This window comes from Pseudomonas sp. Tof1 (assembly GCF_055390395.1).
Genome location: NZ_AP024344.1, coordinates 5,087,088 through 5,105,827 on the forward strand (window position 1 = coordinate 5,087,088; position 18,740 = coordinate 5,105,827).

The 18,740-nt window shown below is 60.0% G+C and carries 19 protein-coding genes and 1 pseudogene; 4 read left to right on the forward strand and 16 right to left on the reverse strand.

The window, feature by feature from the left end; all coding sequences use genetic code 11:
• Nucleotides 1–39: 39 nt before the first annotated feature.
• The 10 genes and pseudogenes from ACZ5KU_RS22710 to ACZ5KU_RS22755 all read right to left on the reverse strand — a co-directional run bounded on the left by ACZ5KU_RS22710 (nt 40) and on the right by ACZ5KU_RS22755 (nt 7,915).
• Nucleotides 40–276: a hypothetical protein gene (locus ACZ5KU_RS22710; RefSeq protein WP_054059947.1), complete on the reverse strand. Its 237-nt coding sequence runs from the start codon at nt 274–276 to the stop codon at nt 40–42.
• Nucleotides 277–516: 240 nt separating this feature from the next.
• Nucleotides 517–1,121, reverse strand: a pseudogene (locus ACZ5KU_RS22715) (START domain-containing protein).
• 34 nt (nt 1,122–1,155) lie between these two features.
• Nucleotides 1,156–1,410, reverse strand: a complete 255-nt coding sequence (locus ACZ5KU_RS22720; RefSeq protein ID WP_464736303.1) for a YkgJ family cysteine cluster protein — start codon at nt 1,408–1,410, stop codon at nt 1,156–1,158.
• 149 nt (nt 1,411–1,559) lie between these two features.
• Nucleotides 1,560–2,078, reverse strand: a complete 519-nt coding sequence (locus ACZ5KU_RS22725; protein WP_416769947.1) for a hypothetical protein — start codon at nt 2,076–2,078, stop codon at nt 1,560–1,562.
• Between the two features lie 130 nt (nt 2,079–2,208).
• Nucleotides 2,209–3,651 (reverse strand): aminotransferase-like domain-containing protein, encoded by a 1,443-nt coding sequence (locus tag ACZ5KU_RS22730; RefSeq protein ID WP_054059951.1) that lies wholly within the window; start codon nt 3,649–3,651, stop codon nt 2,209–2,211.
• A 220-nt stretch (nt 3,652–3,871) separates the two neighbouring features.
• Nucleotides 3,872–4,684, reverse strand: coding sequence for an OmpA family protein (locus ACZ5KU_RS22735; protein ID WP_054059952.1), 813 nt, complete (start codon nt 4,682–4,684; stop codon nt 3,872–3,874).
• Nucleotides 4,681–5,037: a DUF4398 domain-containing protein gene (locus ACZ5KU_RS22740; RefSeq protein WP_054059953.1), complete on the reverse strand. Its 357-nt coding sequence runs from the start codon at nt 5,035–5,037 to the stop codon at nt 4,681–4,683. The genes ACZ5KU_RS22735 and ACZ5KU_RS22740 overlap by 4 nt, the downstream gene beginning before the upstream one ends.
• A 9-nt stretch (nt 5,038–5,046) precedes the next feature.
• Nucleotides 5,047–5,859 carry a substrate-binding periplasmic protein gene (locus ACZ5KU_RS22745; RefSeq protein ID WP_416769952.1) on the reverse strand — a complete coding sequence of 271 codons (813 nt, stop codon included), beginning with the start codon at nt 5,857–5,859 and terminating at the stop codon, nt 5,047–5,049.
• Nucleotides 5,860–6,233: 374 nt separating this feature from the next.
• A complete protein-coding gene (locus ACZ5KU_RS22750) occupies nt 6,234–7,163 on the reverse strand; it encodes an electron transfer flavoprotein subunit alpha/FixB family protein (RefSeq protein ID WP_054058596.1) in 930 nt (309 codons plus the stop codon).
• 2 nt (nt 7,164–7,165) lie between these two features.
• Complete coding sequence (locus tag ACZ5KU_RS22755) at nt 7,166–7,915, reverse strand: electron transfer flavoprotein subunit beta/FixA family protein (RefSeq protein ID WP_054058597.1); 750 nt, start codon at nt 7,913–7,915, stop codon at nt 7,166–7,168.
• Between the two features lie 530 nt (nt 7,916–8,445).
• Between ACZ5KU_RS22755 and ACZ5KU_RS22760 the strand changes: the two genes are divergently transcribed.
• From ACZ5KU_RS22760 to ACZ5KU_RS22770, 3 genes are all read left to right on the forward strand, one after another.
• The gene (locus tag ACZ5KU_RS22760; RefSeq protein WP_054058598.1) at nt 8,446–10,110 is read left to right on the forward strand and encodes an electron transfer flavoprotein-ubiquinone oxidoreductase; all 1,665 of its coding nucleotides are present in this window, start codon (nt 8,446–8,448) and stop codon (nt 10,108–10,110) included.
• Between the two features lie 467 nt (nt 10,111–10,577).
• Nucleotides 10,578–10,850 carry a helix-turn-helix transcriptional regulator gene (locus ACZ5KU_RS22765; RefSeq protein ID WP_054058599.1) on the forward strand — a complete coding sequence of 91 codons (273 nt, stop codon included), beginning with the start codon at nt 10,578–10,580 and terminating at the stop codon, nt 10,848–10,850.
• A gap of 133 nt (nt 10,851–10,983) precedes the next feature.
• Nucleotides 10,984–11,622 carry a response regulator gene (locus ACZ5KU_RS22770; RefSeq protein WP_054062966.1) on the forward strand — a complete coding sequence of 213 codons (639 nt, stop codon included), beginning with the start codon at nt 10,984–10,986 and terminating at the stop codon, nt 11,620–11,622.
• A 122-nt stretch (nt 11,623–11,744) separates the two neighbouring features.
• Here the strand turns inward: ACZ5KU_RS22770 and ACZ5KU_RS22775 are convergent, their stop codons facing one another.
• The 5 genes from ACZ5KU_RS22775 to ACZ5KU_RS22795 all read right to left on the reverse strand — a co-directional run bounded on the left by ACZ5KU_RS22775 (nt 11,745) and on the right by ACZ5KU_RS22795 (nt 16,754).
• Nucleotides 11,745–12,803, reverse strand: coding sequence for an RHS repeat-associated core domain-containing protein (locus ACZ5KU_RS22775; protein ID WP_081009846.1), 1,059 nt, complete (start codon nt 12,801–12,803; stop codon nt 11,745–11,747).
• Nucleotides 12,804–12,990: 187 nt separating this feature from the next.
• Nucleotides 12,991–13,992, reverse strand: coding sequence for an RHS repeat-associated core domain-containing protein (locus ACZ5KU_RS22780; protein WP_464736304.1), 1,002 nt, complete (start codon nt 13,990–13,992; stop codon nt 12,991–12,993).
• Between the two features lie 223 nt (nt 13,993–14,215).
• A complete protein-coding gene (locus ACZ5KU_RS22785; protein ID WP_464736305.1) occupies nt 14,216–15,301 on the reverse strand; it encodes an RHS repeat-associated core domain-containing protein in 1,086 nt (361 codons plus the stop codon).
• Between the two features lie 253 nt (nt 15,302–15,554).
• Nucleotides 15,555–16,490 (reverse strand): RHS repeat-associated core domain-containing protein, encoded by a 936-nt coding sequence (locus ACZ5KU_RS22790; RefSeq protein ID WP_464736306.1) that lies wholly within the window; start codon nt 16,488–16,490, stop codon nt 15,555–15,557.
• A gap of 126 nt (nt 16,491–16,616) precedes the next feature.
• Nucleotides 16,617–16,754 carry a hypothetical protein gene (locus ACZ5KU_RS22795; protein WP_464736307.1) on the reverse strand — a complete coding sequence of 46 codons (138 nt, stop codon included), beginning with the start codon at nt 16,752–16,754 and terminating at the stop codon, nt 16,617–16,619.
• 193 nt (nt 16,755–16,947) lie between these two features.
• On the opposite strand from ACZ5KU_RS22795, the gene ACZ5KU_RS22800 reads away from it, so the two are divergent.
• Nucleotides 16,948–17,577, forward strand: coding sequence for an RHS repeat-associated core domain-containing protein (locus ACZ5KU_RS22800; protein WP_464736308.1), 630 nt, complete (start codon nt 16,948–16,950; stop codon nt 17,575–17,577).
• 811 nt (nt 17,578–18,388) lie between these two features.
• Here the strand turns inward: ACZ5KU_RS22800 and ACZ5KU_RS22805 are convergent.
• Nucleotides 18,389–18,649, reverse strand: a complete 261-nt coding sequence (locus ACZ5KU_RS22805) for a short-chain dehydrogenase (RefSeq protein WP_464736309.1) — start codon at nt 18,647–18,649, stop codon at nt 18,389–18,391.
• Nucleotides 18,650–18,740 lie beyond the last annotated feature (91 nt).

Consider the following 18,740-nt stretch of genomic DNA (forward strand, 5'->3'; position numbering starts at 1 on the left):
AGCAGCTCTGCCAGAGGGTCTGAAGTAGAAAAACCGACTTTACGAAGCCGGCGCGATGCGCAGGATCTGGATGCTGTTCTGCTCCTTGAGGCTCTTGACTGTCGGCTCGTCCATGCGCCCGTCGAGATCATTGAGGTCCAGTTCGGCCGGAACCGGCAGCAAACGGGCGCGAACCCACTGCGCGGCCTGCTCCCTACTCGGTTGGTGCTCGCAATCGAAGTGCTCGACGCTCTGAACACCATGATCATCCACGAAAGTGACTGCCCACATCTTCATCGGTGTCTCCTCGCTCAAGCCCATCACGGGCCCACAGATATCTGGACCTCGCGGCAACAGGGATCGTTCAAGGCGTTTGCAGGCAACCAGAACCTGTAGAAGCGTGGCTTGCCCGCGAAGGCGGTGGCTCAGTCAGCGGATATGTCAGCTGGTCGACCGCCTTCGCGGGCAAGCCGCGCTTCTACAAGGGGCGGCGGTCCTGGGCTCCTGCTCCGAGGAGGGACCTGCGCCCCCGGCCGATCACTTCTCGGCGCGTTCCTTCAGGGCCTGCAGGGTATTGAAGGGGCCTCGACCACAAACTTGTTCGCCAGCCACGAAGGCACGCTGCCGCCTGGCTCGGTGTGCACCTGGTAGGTCACCTCGGTGAGGTTGTCACCCTTGGGTACCAGCTTCCAGAAGCCATCGACCTGGGCGACGCGCACATAACCCTTTTCTTCCGGCTTGTAGGTCGGTACGCCCTGGAGCTTGCGGGTCAGGCTGCCGTCGGCATTCTGGATGGTGGTGATATGCAGGTAGGAGTCGCGATCCGTGACCGGGAACGGTGCCTTGAACTGGGTGTAGGTCCAGCTCTCGTCACCCTTCTTGTCCACCAGTTTCTGCGACTTGCACTCGTGGATCCAGGCACAGGCGCCGACCACATCCTCCTGCAGGGCACGGATCTTGGCCACCGAAGCCTTGATCGTCGTCACGCCCTGGTAGGCCTTGTACTTGGAACCGCTCACTTCGGCGAGCGATACCTTGATGCCGTTTTCATCCTTGGCCGTCTCCCAGGTTTCCGCGTAGGCGGTCCCGGTCAACAGGGCACTCAAACCACAAACCACAGCTAAACGATGCAGCGAACCCATTTTCTTATTCCTTATTGTCGAAGGTAAACACGCTTCAAGCCGCCGTCATTTTCTCCCACCAGCCGATCAGGCGGATGGCCTCTTCACGACTGCCGCCACAGACTTCCGGGTCGGCCTTGAACCCCCCACACACGGCCGGCCGCTCGGGCCGGCCGAACAGCTCACAGAGGTTTTCGACCGAGAGATGCACACAACGTTCTCCGGCCGACTTGCCCTCGGGCATGCCCGGCAGCGGCGAGCTGATGGAAGGAGCGATACAGCAGGCACCACAACCCTCACGGCAGTTCATGGCGATACGCTCCCAGCAACGGACCCGGGGTGTGGAAGACAGAGTAACCGCTAAAACGGCTGTTTAAAATTGGTCGCACAATGGTTTTTCAATAACTGGGTAGATGACTGGTCAGTCACCGACGAAGCGTCATGACCGAGAGGGGGATTCTACTGCTTGAACTCGAAATCCAGCGCTGCACCCTCGATTTCCCGACGGCTGTCGTTACGCAGCTGCAGCTCCATTTCGTTGCTCAGCAGTCGACCGTTGAGTTGAAAAGGCGTCTGCGAGGCCGGCTTTTCCACGAACATCTGCGGCAACAGCGGCCGGCTCCTGGACAGCGGCACCTTGCCGACCGGCTGCATCTTGTTGACCAGTTCCTGGGGCAGGCTCAAGTCCAGCTTGGGCGGTGGCAGACGAGTCTTCACCACCTCATTATCGACCTTGCGTGGTTTGCCCGTGGTGGTTTTCTTTATAGGCGTGGTCTTTTTCGGCTGGGCTTTTTTCTGAGTGGCTGCGGCCTTATTCGTCGAAGCACGGGTCTGCTTCGCTGAAGTAGCCGTGTTTTCCTGCGTCGTGCCACGGGCGGCCGGCGGCTTTTCCTGGGCCTGCGCCATAACCGTACCACCAGCGCCAAGGCCGGTCAGCAAGGCAAGCAACAGCAGGCGTACAGCGAAAGTCGCGTTCATGAACTCTACGGCATCGACAACAGAGTGCCCTATGCTCGCTCGTTGGGCAGGTAATGACAAGTAATGCGATCGCGAATCGTCCCCGGATGCCACCGCCGGGAGTGCCCGCTGGCAGCTCCCGGCAGCCCGCTCAGAACAGCCCGGCCGCGGTTTCCTGGCAGAGCTGGTTGGCCAGCATGCCGAGGGTCATCAGCGCCCGTTCGGCCTCGCGGTTCCACGGAATCCCGCAGTTGAGCCGGATACAGTGGTTGAACTGCTCGGTGTTGCTGAAGATCAGCCCCGGCGCAATGCTGATGCCCTGCTGCAGCGCCCGGACATGCAACTCCTGGGTGTTGACCCGTCCCGGCAGGCTGACCCAGAGAATGAAACCGCCGGTCGGACGGGTCATCTGCGTACCTTCGGGAAAATACTGCTGCACCGCCAACTGGAAGGCACTGAGATTCTTGCGGTACTCCTGGCGAATGTAGCGCAGGTGCCGGTCGTAACCGCCGTTCTCCAGGTAGGCCGCCACGCCCATCTGCGTCACGCTGCAGGCCGAATGGGTGCTGAAGGTCTGCAGGCGCTGGATTTCCTGCTGGAACTTGCCGGCGATCATCCAGCCGATCCGCACGCCGGGCGACAGGGTCTTGGAGAAGCTCGAACAGTAGATCACCCGGTCCAGCCGGTCATAGGCCTTGAGCGCCTTGGTCCGGCCCACCTCGAACATCAGTTCGCCGTAGATATCGTCCTCGACGATCTGGATATCGAAATCCGATGCCAGGCGTAGCAGTTGCTTCTGCCGCTCCTCGGGCATGGTCCCGCCCAGCGGGTTGCTCAGGCGCGTGGTCAGCACCAGCGCCTTGATCGACCATTGGTTGGCCGCCAGTTGCAGGGCTTCCAGGCTCATGCCGGTGGACGGATCGCTGGGAATCTCGATGACCTTCAGGCCCAGCAGGTCGGCCAGTTGCAGCAGGCCGTAGTAGGTTGGCGACTCGGCCGCGATCAGATCGCCGGGGCGGGTCAGCACCCGCAGCGACATCTGCAGCGCATCGACGCAGCCGTGGGTGATCACCACCTCGGAGGGATCGACCACCACCCCGGCATCGCGCATGCGGATCGCCACCTGGCGTCGCAGCGGCTCGAAGCCGGGGCTGAACATGTAGCTGAAAGCCCGCGGGCTGTGAAACCGGGTGACCTTGGCCAACTGCTGGTGCAGCGCCCGTACCGGCAGGTAATCCACCGACGGCACCGCCGCGCCGAATGGAAACACCCCTTCACGGCGGGATTCGACCAGCACCTGGTGGATGATGCTGCTGCGGGTGACCAGGCCCGGCCGCTCGACCCGGGCGATATCCGGCGTCGGCGCGGTCAGCGCGGGAGTCTGGTGCACGTAGTAGCCCGACTGCGGACGGGCACGGATCAGCCCCTGGTCTTCCAGGTTGGCGTAGGCCTGCAACACCGTTGCGTGGCTGACGTTGAGCTGCGAGCTCATCTTGCGTACCGAAGGCACGCGCTCGCCTGGCTGATAGACACCACGGCGGATGTCGTCGGCCAGTTGCTGCGCAATACGTTGGTAGAGCAATAGGTTGGTCATGAAGCGGCACTCGGTTTCAACGGCGTTTTTATTCTTGAAAGCAACGATACCGGAACAGTTTCAAAGTGTACTGGCACAGTTCCTACAATAGTCGACAATACAGTGACGAGAGAAGTAAAACTGTATCGGCACACCGCCAGGTGTTTCAGCCCGGGCGTTCGGGCATGAAAAAACCCGGCACCTTGCGGATACCGGGTCTGTTCCTGCATCGGCCGACGCCTCAGCGGGCTGCGCCGAGATGGCCCTTCTCGTCGGAAAACACCACCTCCACCCGACGGTTCTGCGCCCGGCCGCGCTCGGTGGCGTTCACGTCGATCGGGTATTCGTCGCCATAGCCGACGACCTCGATACGCTTTTCGTCGATGCCCAGGTCCACCAGCATGTCCGCCACGGACTGCGCCCGGTCGCGGGACAACTGCAGGTTGCTGTCCTTCTCGCCGGTGCTGTCGGTGTAGCCTTCGATGCGCACGACCCGTTTCGGGTTGAGCTGGAGAAACTGCACCAGCTTGAGGATCGCCCGGTTGGCGGAACTCTGCAGTTCGGCCTCGCCGGTATCGAACAACACGTCGCCCAGGGTCATCACCAGCCCGCGATCGGTCTGGGTGCTGGCCTGGCTGATCTGCTCCTCCACCCACTTGCCCTGCTGCTGCACGCTGATCAGCTTGGACTCGCGCAGGGCCAGTTGCAGGCGCTGACGTTCCAGTTCCAGCTTGGCGGCACGCTCCTGGTTCAGGGCCTGCTCGGTGTGCTGGCGGGCGATGTCCGAGTAGCGCTCGCTCAGGTAGGCGTAATGCGCCACATCGCCGCTGCTGCCCCAGTAGCCGGACAGGCGATCGGCGCGCGCCAGCGACTCACCGGCGCGGATCACGTCCTTGGGCGCATAACGCAACACATTGGTGTCTTCCTTGACCTTCTGGAAGCTGGCGGAAGCCTGTTGCAGCGCCGCCTCGCTGGCCTGCTGGCCGGCGCAACCGTAGAGACTGACACAGCCCAGCGCCAGCAGGACGCCGACCATTCGGCTCGGATAGATCATTGGGCGTCTCCCAACTGCTTGCGCAGGCGCGTGATACGGGCATTGAGCAGTTTCAGCTCCTCCTCGCTCTTGGCGGTCAGCACCTGGGCTTCGGCCAGGCGCGCGTCCAGCTCGGCCTGCTCGGCCCGCATGCGGGCCTTCTTGAAGGATTGGTCGGCCATGGCGGACTTGGCACGGTCGAACTTGCCTTCGGCCAGTTTCAGTTCGGCGACTTCGTCAGCCTTGGCGCCAACCGCCCGGGCCTGTTCGAGCGCACGTTCGGTGAGACGCATTTGTTCATTCGGCGCCGGATCGGCCGCGCAACCCGCCAGGGCCACGACGGCCAGGGCAGCGAATAAAGGTCGAATACTCAAAGCAAATTCCTACTGTTTGGGGGCGCCGACCGGTTGCAGTTGCGCCTTCCAACGCTCCAGATTGCGCTGCAACACGGCCTCGGTCAGACCGGAAGCGGGCAATTCTGTCATTTTTTTTGCCAGCTGTCCGCGCAACCAGGCGTCATTGCAGGCCGAGTTGTGGGACACCGCCAGGAACAGGCCCGGCTGGTCCACCGGCTGGGCCCGCGGGGCGATGTCCCGGGCCATGCCCAGGCTCTGGGCGGTGACCATGCCGGCATACCGCCCGGCCAGGACATACTCGACCTCGCCCAGCAGCAGCTTCTGGAAGGCCTGGGGCAAGGCCGGCGTGTACTGCAGCGTCAGGTGCTGCCTGCTGAATTCCACGAACGGTTGGGTCAACCGGGCCTTCTGCGAGACGGCACCGGTGTGTCCATGCAGGTCGTTGGCGGTGTTGTAGACGAGCGTCGAATCGTTGCGGGTCCAGACCAGGAAGTCGTTCTGCACCAGCGCCGGGTGGATGTAATCCAGCGCGTCCAGTTCATTGACGGCAATCGGCGCGTCCACCAGCAGGTCCATGCGCCCGCTGCGCACCTCCTCCTGGGCCTGGGAGCGCTTGCCACCGTAGAGCACCTCGATCTTGAGGCCCAGCTCGCCGCCGACCTGGCGCAACAGGTCGGCGCTGGCGCCGATCAGGTGCACCGGATCCTCAGGGTCACGCCACAGGTAGGGCGGTGCATCCGGGCTGCCGGTGACGATCAGACGCTCGCACTTACCGACGGCGAGGGCCTGCGCAGGCAGACCGAACAGCAGTGACAATGCGGCGACGCGAAGCACGTCCATGACAAATTTCTCCAATCCACGCCGCCCCCTGTAGGAGCACGGCTTGCCCGCGAAAGCGTCAGGTCCGTCGACATATTGGCTGGCCGAGCCGACGCTTTCGCGGGCAAGCCCTGCTCCTACAGCAGGCTGTGTACGAAATTGTTTGAAACGCAGGTTAGGCAAGGCAAAAACCGGCGAGGAACGCCCGGGGTCGCGCCCGACTTGACTGGTTGTCAATGAGCATTCCGAGCCGGTTTTTAACGCCGCATAACCAAGTTTCAAGCGATTTCGTACATAGCCTAGGCGGTGTCGCCATGACGCGGTACAGATACGGCGATTCGGTAAAAAAAAACCCGGTCACCAGACCGGGTTCTTTTATAAGTGAAGCGGCTGGATCAGACCAGCTTTTCCAACTCGGGCACGGCTTCGAACAGGTCCGCGACCAGGCCGTAGTCGGCCACCTGGAAGATCGGCGCCTCTTCGTCCTTGTTGATCGCGACGATCACCTTGGAATCCTTCATGCCGGCCAGGTGCTGGATCGCGCCGGAGATGCCGACGGCGATGTACAGCTGTGGCGCGACGATCTTGCCGGTCTGGCCGACCTGCATGTCGTTCGGCACGAAACCGGCGTCGACCGCGGCGCGGGAAGCGCCGACTGCCGCGCCCAGCTTGTCGGCCAGGGCGTACAGGTGCTTGAAGTTGTCGCCGTTCTGCATGCCGCGGCCGCCGGAGACGACGATCTTGGCAGCGGTCAGCTCAGGACGATCGGACTTGGCCAGCTCTTCGCCGACGAACGACGATTTGCCCGCATCGTGAGCGGCGCCAACGGCTTCAACGGCAGCCGAACCCCCTTCGGCGGCAACCGGGTCGAAACCGGTGGCACGCACGGTGATGACCTTGACCGCAGCGCTCGATTGCACGGTGGCAATGGCGTTACCGGCATAGATCGGGCGCTTGAAGGTATCGGCGCTTTCCACCGAGATGATCTCGGAGATCTGGTCGACGTCCAGTTGGGCGGCCACGCGTGGCAGGATGTTCTTGCCGTTGGAGGTGGCGGCGGCCAGGACGTGGCTGTAGCCCTTGCCCAGCTCGGCAGCCAGGGGAGCGACGTTCTCCGGCAGTTGATGAGCGTAGGCGGCGTTGTCGGCCACCAGCACTTTCGACACGCCAGCGATTTTCGCGGCGGCTTCGGCAACGGCGCCAACGCCCTGGCCGGCAACCAGCACGTGGATGTCACCACCGATCTTCGCGGCGGCGCCAACGGTGTTCAGGGTGGCCGGAGCGACGGTTTTGTTGTCGTGTTCGGCGATTACCAAGATAGTCATGTTCAGATTACCTTCGCTTCGTTTTTCAGTTTCTCGACCAGTTCTGCAACCGACTTGACCTTGATGCCCGCGCTGCGTGCAGCCGGTGCTTCAACCTTCAGGGTCTTGTTGGTGGAGGCGGTGGAAACGCCCAAAGCATCCGGAGTCAGCGTCTCGAGCGGCTTCTTCTTGGCTTTCATGATGTTCGGCAGCGACGCATAGCGTGGCTCGTTCAGGCGCAGGTCGGTGGTGACGATGGCCGGCAGGCTCAGCGACACGGTCTGCAGGCCGCCGTCGATTTCGCGGGTCACGGCAACCTTGTCGCCCGCCACTTCGACTTTCGAGGCGAAGGTGCCCTGGGCGTAGCCGCTCAGCGCAGCCAGCATCTGGCCAGTCTGGTTGTTGTCGCTGTCGATCGCCTGCTTGCCGAGGATCACCAGTTGTGGCTGTTCCTTGTCGACCACGGCCTTGAGCAGCTTGGCCACGGCCAGGGAGTTCAGTTCGTCGGCGGACTCGACCAGGATGGCGCGGTCGGCACCCAGCGCCAGCGCGGTACGCAGTTGCTCCTGGGCGGTGGACGGGCCGATGGTGACGACGACGATTTCAGTCGCCACGCCTTTTTCCTTCAGACGTACCGCTTCTTCCACGGCGATTTCGCAGAACGGGTTCATCGACATCTTGACGTTGGCGAGGTCGACGCCGGAATTGTCCGCCTTGACGCGAACCTTGACGTTGTAATCGACAACGCGTTTGACAGCTACAAGAACCTTCATGGATTCCTCACTCTCCGGTGAAAAGAAAGTCGCCCAGGCGTACCTGGCGGTTGGATGCTCAGCGGCGCGCGCGTGAAGCTCAAGGGCACCTCCAAAAACGCCGACATCTGCACGAAAGCCTGGCTGTCTTCCGGTTCATGACCGTCCGTCCGACGTGACCGTGCAGTCACGGGACCGATGGACGTGTAAACTTCGCGCCAGAATCGGCGTGCCACTTCACTTTCGCTGTCTTCGTCCTGTCTTTAGACGTGCTCTTGCGGCCTCCGTTTAGCCTACGGCAAGCGCAAAACCGCTCGTATCTTGACCGGAACGCCTATTCTGGTCAATACGGCAAAATGGTCAGTCATAAGCCGCGCTACTTTGATTTATCTGGCCTCCAGCGAATTCAAACAAACGTTTGTATTGGACGCTGATAGTGGTGTAGATATAATGCGCCACCTAGAGAGAAAGATGTCTCCCCCCTCCTGGAGCGGGACACCAAACCTCCAATCAGAAGAAAACTGTTGAGCCTTGAGAGTAGGAGAGAGTCTGTGGAACGCGAATACATGGAATTCGACGTGGTCATCGTCGGTGCCGGCCCCGCAGGCCTGTCCGCCGCCTGCCGGCTGAAACAGAAAGCCGCCGAAGCGGGTCAGGAAATCAGCGTCTGCGTCGTGGAAAAAGGCTCCGAGGTCGGTGCCCACATCCTTTCCGGCGCAGTGTTCGAACCACGGGCCCTGAACGAACTGTTCCCGGACTGGAAGGAACTCGGTGCGCCGCTCAATACCCCGGTCAAGCGCGACGACATCTATGTCCTGCGCAACGGCGAGACCGCGACCAAGGTTCCCGACTTCTTCGTGCCCAAGACCATGCACAACGAAGGCAACTACATCATCTCCCTGGGCAACCTGTGCCGCTGGCTGGCCCAGCAGGCCGAGAACCTGGGCGTGGAGATCTACCCGGGCTTCGCCGCCCAGGAAGCGCTGTTCGACGAAAATGGCGTGGTACGCGGCATCATCACCGGCGACCTCGGCGTCGACCGTGAAGGCAACCCGAAAGACGGCCTGTACACCCCCGGCATGGAACTACGTGGCAAATACACGCTGTTCGCCGAAGGTTGCCGCGGCCACATCGGCAAGCAACTGATCGCGCGCTTCAAGCTCGACAGCGAAGCCGACGCCCAGCACTACGGCATCGGCCTCAAGGAAATCTGGGAAATCGACCCGGCCAGGCACCAGCCGGGCCTGGTGGTCCACACCGCCGGCTGGCCGCTGGACATCATGGGCACCGAGAACACCGGTGGTTCCTTCCTCTATCACCTGGAAAACAACCAGGTGGTGGTCGGCCTGATCGTCGACCTGTCCTACAGCAACGCCTACCTGTCGCCGTTCGACGAGTTCCAGCGCCTCAAGCACCACCCGGTGCTCAAGCAGTACCTGGAAGGCGGCAAGCGCATCAGCTACGGCGCCCGCGCCATCTGCAAGGGCGGCCTGAACTCGCTGCCCAAGATGGTCTTCAACGGCGGCGCACTGATCGGCTGCGACCTCGGCACCCTGAACTTCGCCAAGATCAAGGGCAGCCACACCGCGATGAAATCCGGCATGCTCGCCGCCGAAGCGGTGGCCGAGAAGCTGCTGGCCGGCGCCGAGGGCGGTGACCAGCTGGACAACTACGTCACCTCGTTCAAGGCCAGCTGGCTGTACGAGGAACTGTTCGCCAGCCGCAACTTCGGCGCGGCCATCCACAAGTACGGCCCGATCATCGGTGGCGGTTTCAACTGGGTCGAGCAGAACCTGTTCGGCGGCAAGCTGCCGTTCACCCTGCACGACAACAAGCCGGACTACGCCTGCCTGAAGCTGGCCAAGGACTCGGTGAAAATCGACTACCCCAAGCCGGACGGCAAGCTCAGCTTCGACAAGCTCAGCTCGGTATTCCTCTCCAGCACCAACCATGAAGAAGAACAGCCGTGCCACCTCAAGCTCAAGGATGCGAGCATTCCGCTGACCAGGAACCTGCCGCTGTACGACGAACCGGCGCAGCGCTACTGCCCGGCGGGCGTGTATGAAGTGATCACCCAGGAAGACGGCGAGAAGCGCTTCCAGATCAACGCCCAGAACTGCGTGCACTGCAAGACCTGCGACATCAAGGATCCATCGCAGAACATCACCTGGGTGGCGCCGGAAGGGGCTGGTGGCCCGACCTATCCGAACATGTGAGATGGCTGGCTGAATGGCATCAAGGCTCCTTCGGGGGCCTTTTTGTTGCCTTTGCGAAAGCAGGAAACACTCGGTAAGAAAACGACCAGCGGCACCCGAAAAACCAGCGTGCTCCGCCCCCGCCCCTGCCCTCTCCCCCCGAAAAACCAACGGTAAAAAACGCTCCATTAACTGACTGTAAACAAAGACCTTCCCCGTCTTTTCTGGCTACCGGCCCGCCTGATCCTCCAGCCCACAGCACATAAAGAATCAGCTTACAGAAACGGACCACTCATCCAAGTACAGTTTCCATCGGTCGCCACCTGTCAATTCTGACAGGTCCCAAACGGCGTTTTTTTGTTTATAACCTCATGGGCAACCTAGGGAAGTCACCGCTGGCCTCAGGGCCGTTTCCGTCAGGGATCCCGAGCCGCCCAGCCCGAAAACCGATTGAAGTTCCTCAACTGTTTTTTGCGGGAGTTTCCGATATGCGTGCGTTACAACCCAAACCCACCCCCTCCCTTCCCCCAGTCGTACAACCCAGCGGCGATGGCGCGCCCCACATCCGACTCACCCGCAAGGAGCTGGAGGTCATGCGCTGGGCGATGTTGGGCAAGTCCTCCTGGGAAATCGCCCGGATCCTCGACTGCACGGAGTCGGCGGTGAATTACCACTTCGCCAATATCCGTGTGAAATTCAACGTGTCATCGCGCTGGGTCGCCTTGCGCCAGGCCGCTCAGATGGGCCTGGTAAAGCCGTGATTCCATGCCCTGCATGAATCCGCGCCCTTGACCTGATCGTCACACGAGACCTGCACTCGGCGGTTGTGACCCTCAGGATCCGCAACGCCAGCTTCTTCGCCCCAGCCACCTTCCAAGCCCAAGATCCCGTTCCATGACCCGACATATCCTCCTGGCCGACGATCATCCCGTCGTGCTGCAAGGTGCGCGAATGGCCATTACCGTCGCCAACCGCGATGCCGACCTGACCTTGCACGAAGCCCTGAGCACCGATGCCCTGGTCACCCATTTGCAACGGCACCCTTGCGACCTGCTGCTGACCGACCTGTCCATGCCCAACGGCCGCTTCCCCGATGGCATTACCCTGATCGGCTATATCCGCCGGCATTATCCAACGCTCAAGGTGCTGGTGATGACCATGCTCAGCAGCCCGGCGCTGCTGCGCGAGCTGCTCGACCAGGGGGTGACCGGGCTGTTCGACAAGAATCGGCCACTGCACGAATTGAGCAACGCCGTGGCCCAGGTCGGGGCCGACCGCCGCTACCTCAGCCCCAGCTTCGCGCTGATGCTGAAAATGCACGGCACCAGCGACCTGCTCGATGCCCCGCTGTCGCAACGGGAGCTGGAAGTGCTGCGCCTGTTCGGCCAGTCCTGCAACGGCCGACAGATCGCCGAACGGCTCAATCGCAGCGAAAAGACCATCAGCCGGCAGAAGCGCAGCGCCATGGAAAAGCTGGGGCTGCGGCATGATAGCGAGCTGGTGGACTATATGCGGCGGGCGGGGTTGGGCTGAGGTTCTCTGGAAGCCACCGCTGCCCTGTGGGAGCCGGTTTGCTGGCGGTAGCAGTCTCCCGACCGCCAATTATGGCAGAGCTGGTGGCTGGCAGAATGACCAAATGACCCAATGCAGCGGGTTTATGATTCACGTATGTCAGTTGCCTCAACCGCCACAGACCCTATAGGTATGTGAGAACTATCGGCAATATCAGAGTATTTAGGTGGCGATTCATAAGGCGGCGGATCAAGAAACTCACGAAGCTCAATCTTAAAAAGATCTCTACTCCTCCGATAATCATCTCTTTCGTGCTCAAGCTGATAGGCGTAATTATTTAATTTAGCATACGACACCTCAGGATGCTTTTTATAAGCCTTAACCAGCTCCCTCTCCTTCTTTATGATAAAACCACTATACCTCACAAGTCCATGACCTCTCCTTCTTAGATATTCGGAGCCAGGAGACGCACTCTGAAGATCAAGACGCCCTACAAAGTCACTCAGAGAAAAGCTCTCTGTCGGCTTGTTGACCATATTAAAAAAATGGCCCGGCTCAGCGGGAGGATTAATACGAACACCATGAACAATGATATAAGCTCCCGTCACAGCCACCCCCCTTCTCCGATTCAAAACATAATCCTTCATTTCCTTTAAAAAATTCCATAATCCAGGAGCATGTCCCGTAGGATCCATCTGGTTAACCGGATCTCCTTCACAATACCTATAGGCATTGATACCGCCCTTGCCAAACGGACTCAAACTGTCCGGACTATTGAACCGCATCAACACCGGATTGAACGCCCGATAGCCATTGCCCAACAGATAATGCCCAGTCACCGGGTCCGGCTGTTCGCCACTGAAGCCCAACAAGCTCAACAAGCCGCTGCCGGGTGTCCGATGGCCATAGGGGCTGTACGCCATGGCCTGACGCTGCACGCCGTCCACAGCCTGTAACACCGAACCTTGTTGATCCGTTGCCAGCAGAGTGGCCTCGCGGTCTGCCCCTTGTCGCCGCTGCTGGGCCATCCGCCAATCATCCGATTGGAAGAACGAATGGGTAATCGCCCCCTGTATCTCAGTGGCCAGGCGGCTTTTGCAATAGAAACGCTGTTGCGGGTCAAGGTTGACCGGACTGCAGGCCACCAACCGGTCGAGCGGGTCGTAACGGTACTGGCTCAGCAAGGTGCGCAAGATTGCCATGGCCTGGCTCCAAAGGGGTTGCTATCCCTTCAGGCAGTGTCCGCCCAACCAGCGATGCTGACTACTGGCAGAACTATCAGGTTCCCGCCGGCAGGCATCCCCAGGCGCGTACCATCGAGAAGTGGCAACCTGTACGACAGCTGAGACCTCGATCAGAAAACTCTCGAAACCTTTACCCTCTGTTGGGCTAATCCTCAAATGTCTCCCATTTTTTCTTGCCGCTGCGTATTTTGCCAACCTGTTCTTTTGGAGATTCAAACCTGGGGACAGGCTCAAACAGGTGCTTTTTCAACTCAGCCTGGAGCAAATCATATTCCTTCTTATACTCAAGCCTCTTATTTTCTATCGACCGGACCCATTGAGGATAACCATTAATACGGCCAATAGTATTACCCTCAAAACTAATTCTGTCAGCGAGCGCCCTCTCTGCCTCTACAACTTCAGCATTCAAGGAAATCAATTCCCTATCCCGAGGCAGCATTTTTGAAACACCCTCACTGGTGCGATCATACAAAGTCTCGTCAATCCCTTTGTAAACGGGTGTAGGATCATTGAAAAAATCTGGGGCATGTTCCTTGTAAAGCTTAACCTCAACACCCTGAATAGAGTAGGTTATTCTTTTCTTGGGATACTGCCCGATAATCTCAAACATTTTACGGAATTTGATATGCCCTGTCGGGTCAACGTTGTTAATGGGTTCCCCCACACAGTAGGCATACGCATTCACCCCACCCTTATCAAACGGACTCAGACTGTCCGGACTGTTGAACCGCATCAACACCGGATTGAACGCCCGATAGCCATTGCCCAGCAGATAATGCCCAGTCACCGGCTCGGCCCGCTCGCCGTTGAAGCCCAGCAGGCTCGACAGACCATTGGCAGGCGCACGGTGGCCATAGGGGCTGTACACCATGGCCTGGTATTGGGCTCCATCCAGGGCCTGTAGCACCGAGCCTTGCTGGTCCGTTGCCAGCAGGCTGGTCTCGCGGCCCGCTCCCTGTCGCCGTTGCTGGGCCAACGGGACGTTATCCGACAGGAAGAACGTATGGGCCACCGCGCCCTGGATCTCGGTGGCCAGGCGGCTTTTGCAATAGAAACGCTGATGCGGTGCCAGGTTGGTCGGGGCGCAAGCCACCAGCCGATCAAGCGGATCGTACCGGTACTGGCTCAGGATAAGGACGGTTGCCATCGTGCGGACTCCAAAGAGGTGCAATCCCTAGGGACAGTGTCCGCCTGACCAGGGGTGCTGGCTACTTGTTAGAACTATCAGGTTTTTGCACCACGCAGGCGCCCGCCCGATACTCGGGTCGCTACTGTAGGCAAACCATGGACTGTAGGCGCAGGACTTCAAGCGAGACAAAGCAAAAAAATGGCAGCCGGAATAATCGACCACAGCCCTTACTCCTTACAGACTACTCAACGTTATTCAATTGATGCACCCAGTATTTATGTTCAGGCGAACCCGACAGCCCAGACTCTCTAAGCAAAAAAATCTCACGCATAATCCGTCTTCTTTTTTTTGAAGCTTGTCTATAAGCCACTGGCGAGGCCGCAGTAGTTACAGACGAATCACTTCCCGCAGCGGGTGAATCAGCATCCTCCCGAATTCGCGGCACCTCAGTCGCGGGTTGTTGTTCTTGCGCCGGCTTGAACCCTCCGATTTTTTGCCGCGCCACCGGAGCAGGTTGTCGAGACTCCAACGACAGCACTTGCCTCCCGCTGTAAAAGTCTTCCGATATAGCCCCCAAGGTTGGTCGACGCTGCCACGGATAAGCCGTGGTTATCCCTTCAGCAGCACTGGCCAGGTCAGGCACAGCTCGAGAGGTACCTGCAGATGAACCTGACCAAGCAGTTCGAGATGCAACTACAGCACGACCACTGGAACCCGCAGCAGCCCCGGACACGCGGCCGGTCTGTGTCAGGGAGGACGATGCTACTGTCCCAAGCGAATTCATTTGCTTCGGCACCCACACATGCCCAGTCGGGTCCACCCTGTTGATCGAATCTCCACCACAATACGCATAGGCATTGATCCGGCCCTTGTCGAACGGGCTCAAACTGTCCGGGCTGTTGAACCGCATCAACACCGGATTGAACGCCCGATAGCCATCGCCCAGCAGATAATGCCCGGTCACCGGCTCGGCCCGCTCGCCGTTGAAGCCCAGCAGGCTCGACAGGCCACCGCCAGGCGTGCGCTGGCCATAAGGGCTGTACACCATGGCCTCGGCTTGCGCCTCACCCAGGAACTTCAGCACCGAACCGGGTTGATCCGTCGCCAGCAGGCCGGTGTCGTGGTGTTCCCCTTTGCGCCGCCGTTGAGCCAGCAGCCAGTCATCCGTCCGGAAAAACGAATACGCAATCGCCCCCTGAATCTCACTGGCCAGGCGGCTTTTGCAGTAGAAGCGCTGTTGTGGCCCAAGGTTGGCTGTGTTGCACGCCAACAGCCGGTCGAGCGGGTCGTAGCGGTACTGACTGAGCAAGATGCGAGAGATTGGCATGGCGCGGGCTCCAGAGGCCTTGATATCCCTGGAGACAGTGTCCACCTGAGGGGCGGCGATGGATACTGGCAGAAGTATCAGGTTTCTGCGCCAGGGCATCCGGCCTGCGCAGGCACTCCCTCGAAGCCGCCACGCCCTGTAGAAGCGGGGCTTGCCTGCGAAGCTCCTATCAGCCTCACTGGCCTATTCGCGGCGGTCCGACACCTCGGTGAATCGGGGCTCTGTTCAGAACCATCGCCGAACGACAACCCATCTATGTTCCCCGCCTTAGTTGCATTGCCTGCTCATAAGTTGGCGGAGGCGGTTCGGGAGGCGTTGAGCTCAGCACCATCCCGAACTTCCGTGCCAACTTATCTGACCGCTGTATAGAAGCTAGCTTTGTTGTCTGAATATACTCAGGTGGCAAATCTGCAGAGGAGAGCAGAGGTTGAGTCCCTCCCCCCTGCACAATACTCCCGGCTCTTCGAGTCATGCTCGCGCCGGGCACAGTCCTCGCTCCACCCGGGTTAAGAAATATAGATCCCAATCCCATCACGGCTAACCCCGTTATCGAACCGGCTATAGCCAACGCCTGACCAGCCTTGTCCCCCAGAGCGAGGCCACCAATAACCGAACCGACAGTCAGAACCCCACCCACTGCAAAAGCAGCAAGCCTCCAATAAAAATGCCCTGTTGGGTCAATGTTGCCCACAGGGTTCAAACCACAATACGCATAGGCATTGATCCCCCCCTTATCGAACGGACTCAGGCTGTCCGGGCTATTGAAGCGCATCAACACCGGATTGAACGCCCGATAGCCATTGCCCAACAGATAATGCCCAGTCACCGGGTCCGGCTGTTCGCCATTGAAGCCCAACAAGCTCAACAAGCCGCTGGTAGGTGTCCGATGGCCATAGGGAGTGTATGCCATGACTTGGTGTTGCACCCCGTCCAGAGCCTGAAGTACCGAACCTGATTGATCCGTCGCCAGCAGGCCGGTCTCGCGGTCAGCGCCTTGTCGCCGCTGCTGGGCCAGTCGCCAGTCATCCGACTGGAAGATCGAATGGGCAATCGCGCCCTGGATCTCGGTGGCGAGGCGGTTTTTGCAATAGAAGCGTCGATGCGGCTCGAGGTGGGCCGGGCTGCACGCCGTCAATCGGTCGAGCGGGTCGTAGGCGTATTGGCTCAGCAGGACAAGGGAGGTTGGCATGGCGCGGGCTCCAGAGGGTTCGAAATCCCTGGAGGCAGTGTCCGCCTGGCCAGCGGCGCTGGGTACTGGCAGAAGTATCAGGTTTGCGCCGCGCCCCTGGCAGGTGCTCAGGGGCGCGAGGGCGATTCAGGCCGGTAGGCGCCCGCCCAGTACATCCATCAGGTCGCAGCCATCGCGCAGCACCATGGCCGGAAGCTGGAGCAGGTGCTGGAAGTCGATATCATTGGCATTGTGCAACTCGATGCGAGCCAGGGACTCGAGCATCTGGGCACAGCTCGAAGGCGCGCGGCAGCATTGGCACGGAAGACATCGGTAGGGCGTCCACGTTTTCGTACATATCTCCCTAGAGACCAGGTAGATGCCACCGGGCAGAAACCTGATAGTTCTGCTAGTACCCATCGCCGCCGCCCAGGTGAACACTGTCTCCAAGGATATCAAAGCCTCTGGAATCCGCGCCATGTCAACCTCTCTTATCCTGCTGAGCCAATACGCCTACGACCCGCTCGACCGATTGACGGCGTGCAGCCCGGCCAACCTCGAGCCGCATCGACGCTTCTATTGCAAAAAACGCCTAGCCACCGAGATCCAGGGCGCGATTGCTCATTCGATCTTCCAGGCGGATGACTGGCGGTTGGCACAGCAGCGGCGTCAAGGCGCTGACCGCGAGACCAACCTGCTGGCGATGGACTCACAAGGTTCGGTGTTGCAGGCCCTGGACGGAGCGCAGCGCCAGGCCATGACGTACAGCCCCTATGGAGGGCAAACACCTACCAGCGGCCTGTCGAGTGTGTTGGGCTTCAACGGCGAACGGCCGGATCCGGTGACCGGGCATTATCTGTTGGGCAATGGGTATCGAGCGTTCAATCCGGTGTTGATGCGCTTCAATAGCCCGGACAGCCTGAGCCCGTTTGGCAAGGGTGGGATCAATGTGTATGCGTATTGTGGTTTGAACCCTGTGGGCAACATTGACCCAACAGGGCATTTTTACTGGAGGCTTGCTGCCTTTGCAGTGGGTGGGGTGCTGGTTGTTGGTTCGAGTATTGGTGGCATCGCTCTGGGGGCACGGCTGGTCAGGTGTTGGGTATAGCTGGTCCGATAACGGGGTTCGCCGTGATGGGATCTATATTTCTTAACCCGGGTGGTGCGAGGACTGTGTCCAGCGCGAGCATAACTCGGAGAGGCTGGGATATTGTGCAGGGAGGAGGGACTCAACCTAATGTTGGGTGGAGAACACCAACCGCTCCGAGCCCCTCCGTTCTGGAAGGGGGGGTAGTTTTTCCTATCATCAGCAGCCATCGACGCAACCTCGTTCTTCGTCGATAGCATCATCAACTTCTTCGTCGCCAATGCCATCAGCGCCACCAGCAGTGTCCACCCCACTAACTCCGCCGCCTAGCTATTCCAAAGCAACAGCAACAGCAACAAAATTGCCTCCACCAACTTATGATCAGGCAAAACAACTAAGGCAGGGAGTGACGCCATCGATAACATAGATGGATTGTCATTCGGTGATGGTTCTGCACGGCGCCCCCGGTTCATCGAGGCGCCGGACCGTCGTGAAGAGCTCAGTGAGGTTGATAAGAGCTTCGCGGGCAAGCCCTGCTCCTAGAGGGGCGTAGTGGTTTCGAGAGAACCTCAGCCCAACCCCGCCCTCCGCATATAGTCCACCAGCTCGCTATCATGCGCGGGTCAAGGTTGAGCGGAAGGCAAGCCACCAAACGGTCGAGCGGGTCGTAGCGGTACTGGCTCAGCAAGGTGCGAGGGGTTGCCATGGCGCAGGCTCCAAGGGGTTCGAAATCCCTGGAGGTAGTGTCCGCCTGGCCAGCGGCGCTGGGTACTGGCAGAAGTATCAGGTTTGCGCCGCGCCCCTGGCAGGTGCTCAGGGGCGCGAGGGCGATTCAGGCCGGTAGGCGCCCGCCCAGTACATCCATCAGGTCGCAGCCATCGCGCAGCACCATGGCCGGAAGCTGGAGCAGGTGCTGGAAGTCGATATCATTGGCATTGTGCAACTCGATGCGGGCCAGGGATTCGAGCATCTGCGTTGCCGTTCGAAAGCGCGCGGCAGCGTTGGCGTGGAGGACATCGGTCGGGCTGTCGGCGTCGATCAGCAGGCTGGGGATCAGGCAATCGATGGCGGTGAGGGGTACGTATTGGGTCATGGGTAAGGCCTCGTTTTTAAATGAAAACATCGCTCGTCTATTTAACGAGTCGCCAAACCCGTGTCGCCAATATGAGCGACCAATGGACTAT

What these genes read in the sequence shown, in the direction of transcription:
- ACZ5KU_RS22710 (WP_054059947.1), bottom strand. Translation starts at nt 276, where the DNA reads ATGAAGATGTGGGCAGTCACTTTCGTGGATGATCATGGTGTTCAGAGC.
- ACZ5KU_RS22720 (WP_464736303.1), bottom strand. Translation starts at nt 1,410, where the DNA reads ATGAACTGCCGTGAGGGTTGTGGTGCCTGCTGTATCGCTCCTTCCATC.
- ACZ5KU_RS22725 (WP_416769947.1), bottom strand. Translation starts at nt 2,078, where the DNA reads ATGAACGCGACTTTCGCTGTACGCCTGCTGTTGCTTGCCTTGCTGACC.
- ACZ5KU_RS22730 (WP_054059951.1), bottom strand. Translation starts at nt 3,651, where the DNA reads ATGACCAACCTATTGCTCTACCAACGTATTGCGCAGCAACTGGCCGAC.
- ACZ5KU_RS22735 (WP_054059952.1), bottom strand. Translation starts at nt 4,684, where the DNA reads ATGATCTATCCGAGCCGAATGGTCGGCGTCCTGCTGGCGCTGGGCTGT.
- ACZ5KU_RS22745 (WP_416769952.1), bottom strand. Translation starts at nt 5,859, where the DNA reads ATGGACGTGCTTCGCGTCGCCGCATTGTCACTGCTGTTCGGTCTGCCT.
- ACZ5KU_RS22750 (WP_054058596.1), bottom strand. Translation starts at nt 7,163, where the DNA reads ATGACTATCTTGGTAATCGCCGAACACGACAACAAAACCGTCGCTCCG.
- ACZ5KU_RS22755 (WP_054058597.1), bottom strand. Translation starts at nt 7,915, where the DNA reads ATGAAGGTTCTTGTAGCTGTCAAACGCGTTGTCGATTACAACGTCAAG.
- ACZ5KU_RS22765 (WP_054058599.1), top strand. Translation starts at nt 10,578, where the DNA reads ATGCGTGCGTTACAACCCAAACCCACCCCCTCCCTTCCCCCAGTCGTA.
- ACZ5KU_RS22770 (WP_054062966.1), top strand. Translation starts at nt 10,984, where the DNA reads ATGACCCGACATATCCTCCTGGCCGACGATCATCCCGTCGTGCTGCAA.
- ACZ5KU_RS22775 (WP_081009846.1), bottom strand. Translation starts at nt 12,803, where the DNA reads ATGGCAATCTTGCGCACCTTGCTGAGCCAGTACCGTTACGACCCGCTC.
- ACZ5KU_RS22780 (WP_464736304.1), bottom strand. Translation starts at nt 13,992, where the DNA reads ATGGCAACCGTCCTTATCCTGAGCCAGTACCGGTACGATCCGCTTGAT.
- ACZ5KU_RS22785 (WP_464736305.1), bottom strand. Translation starts at nt 15,301, where the DNA reads ATGCCAATCTCTCGCATCTTGCTCAGTCAGTACCGCTACGACCCGCTC.
- ACZ5KU_RS22790 (WP_464736306.1), bottom strand. Translation starts at nt 16,490, where the DNA reads ATGCCAACCTCCCTTGTCCTGCTGAGCCAATACGCCTACGACCCGCTC.
- ACZ5KU_RS22795 (WP_464736307.1), bottom strand. Translation starts at nt 16,754, where the DNA reads ATGCTCGAGTCCCTGGCTCGCATCGAGTTGCACAATGCCAATGATATC.
- ACZ5KU_RS22800 (WP_464736308.1), top strand. Translation starts at nt 16,948, where the DNA reads ATGTCAACCTCTCTTATCCTGCTGAGCCAATACGCCTACGACCCGCTC.
- ACZ5KU_RS22805 (WP_464736309.1), bottom strand. Translation starts at nt 18,649, where the DNA reads ATGACCCAATACGTACCCCTCACCGCCATCGATTGCCTGATCCCCAGC.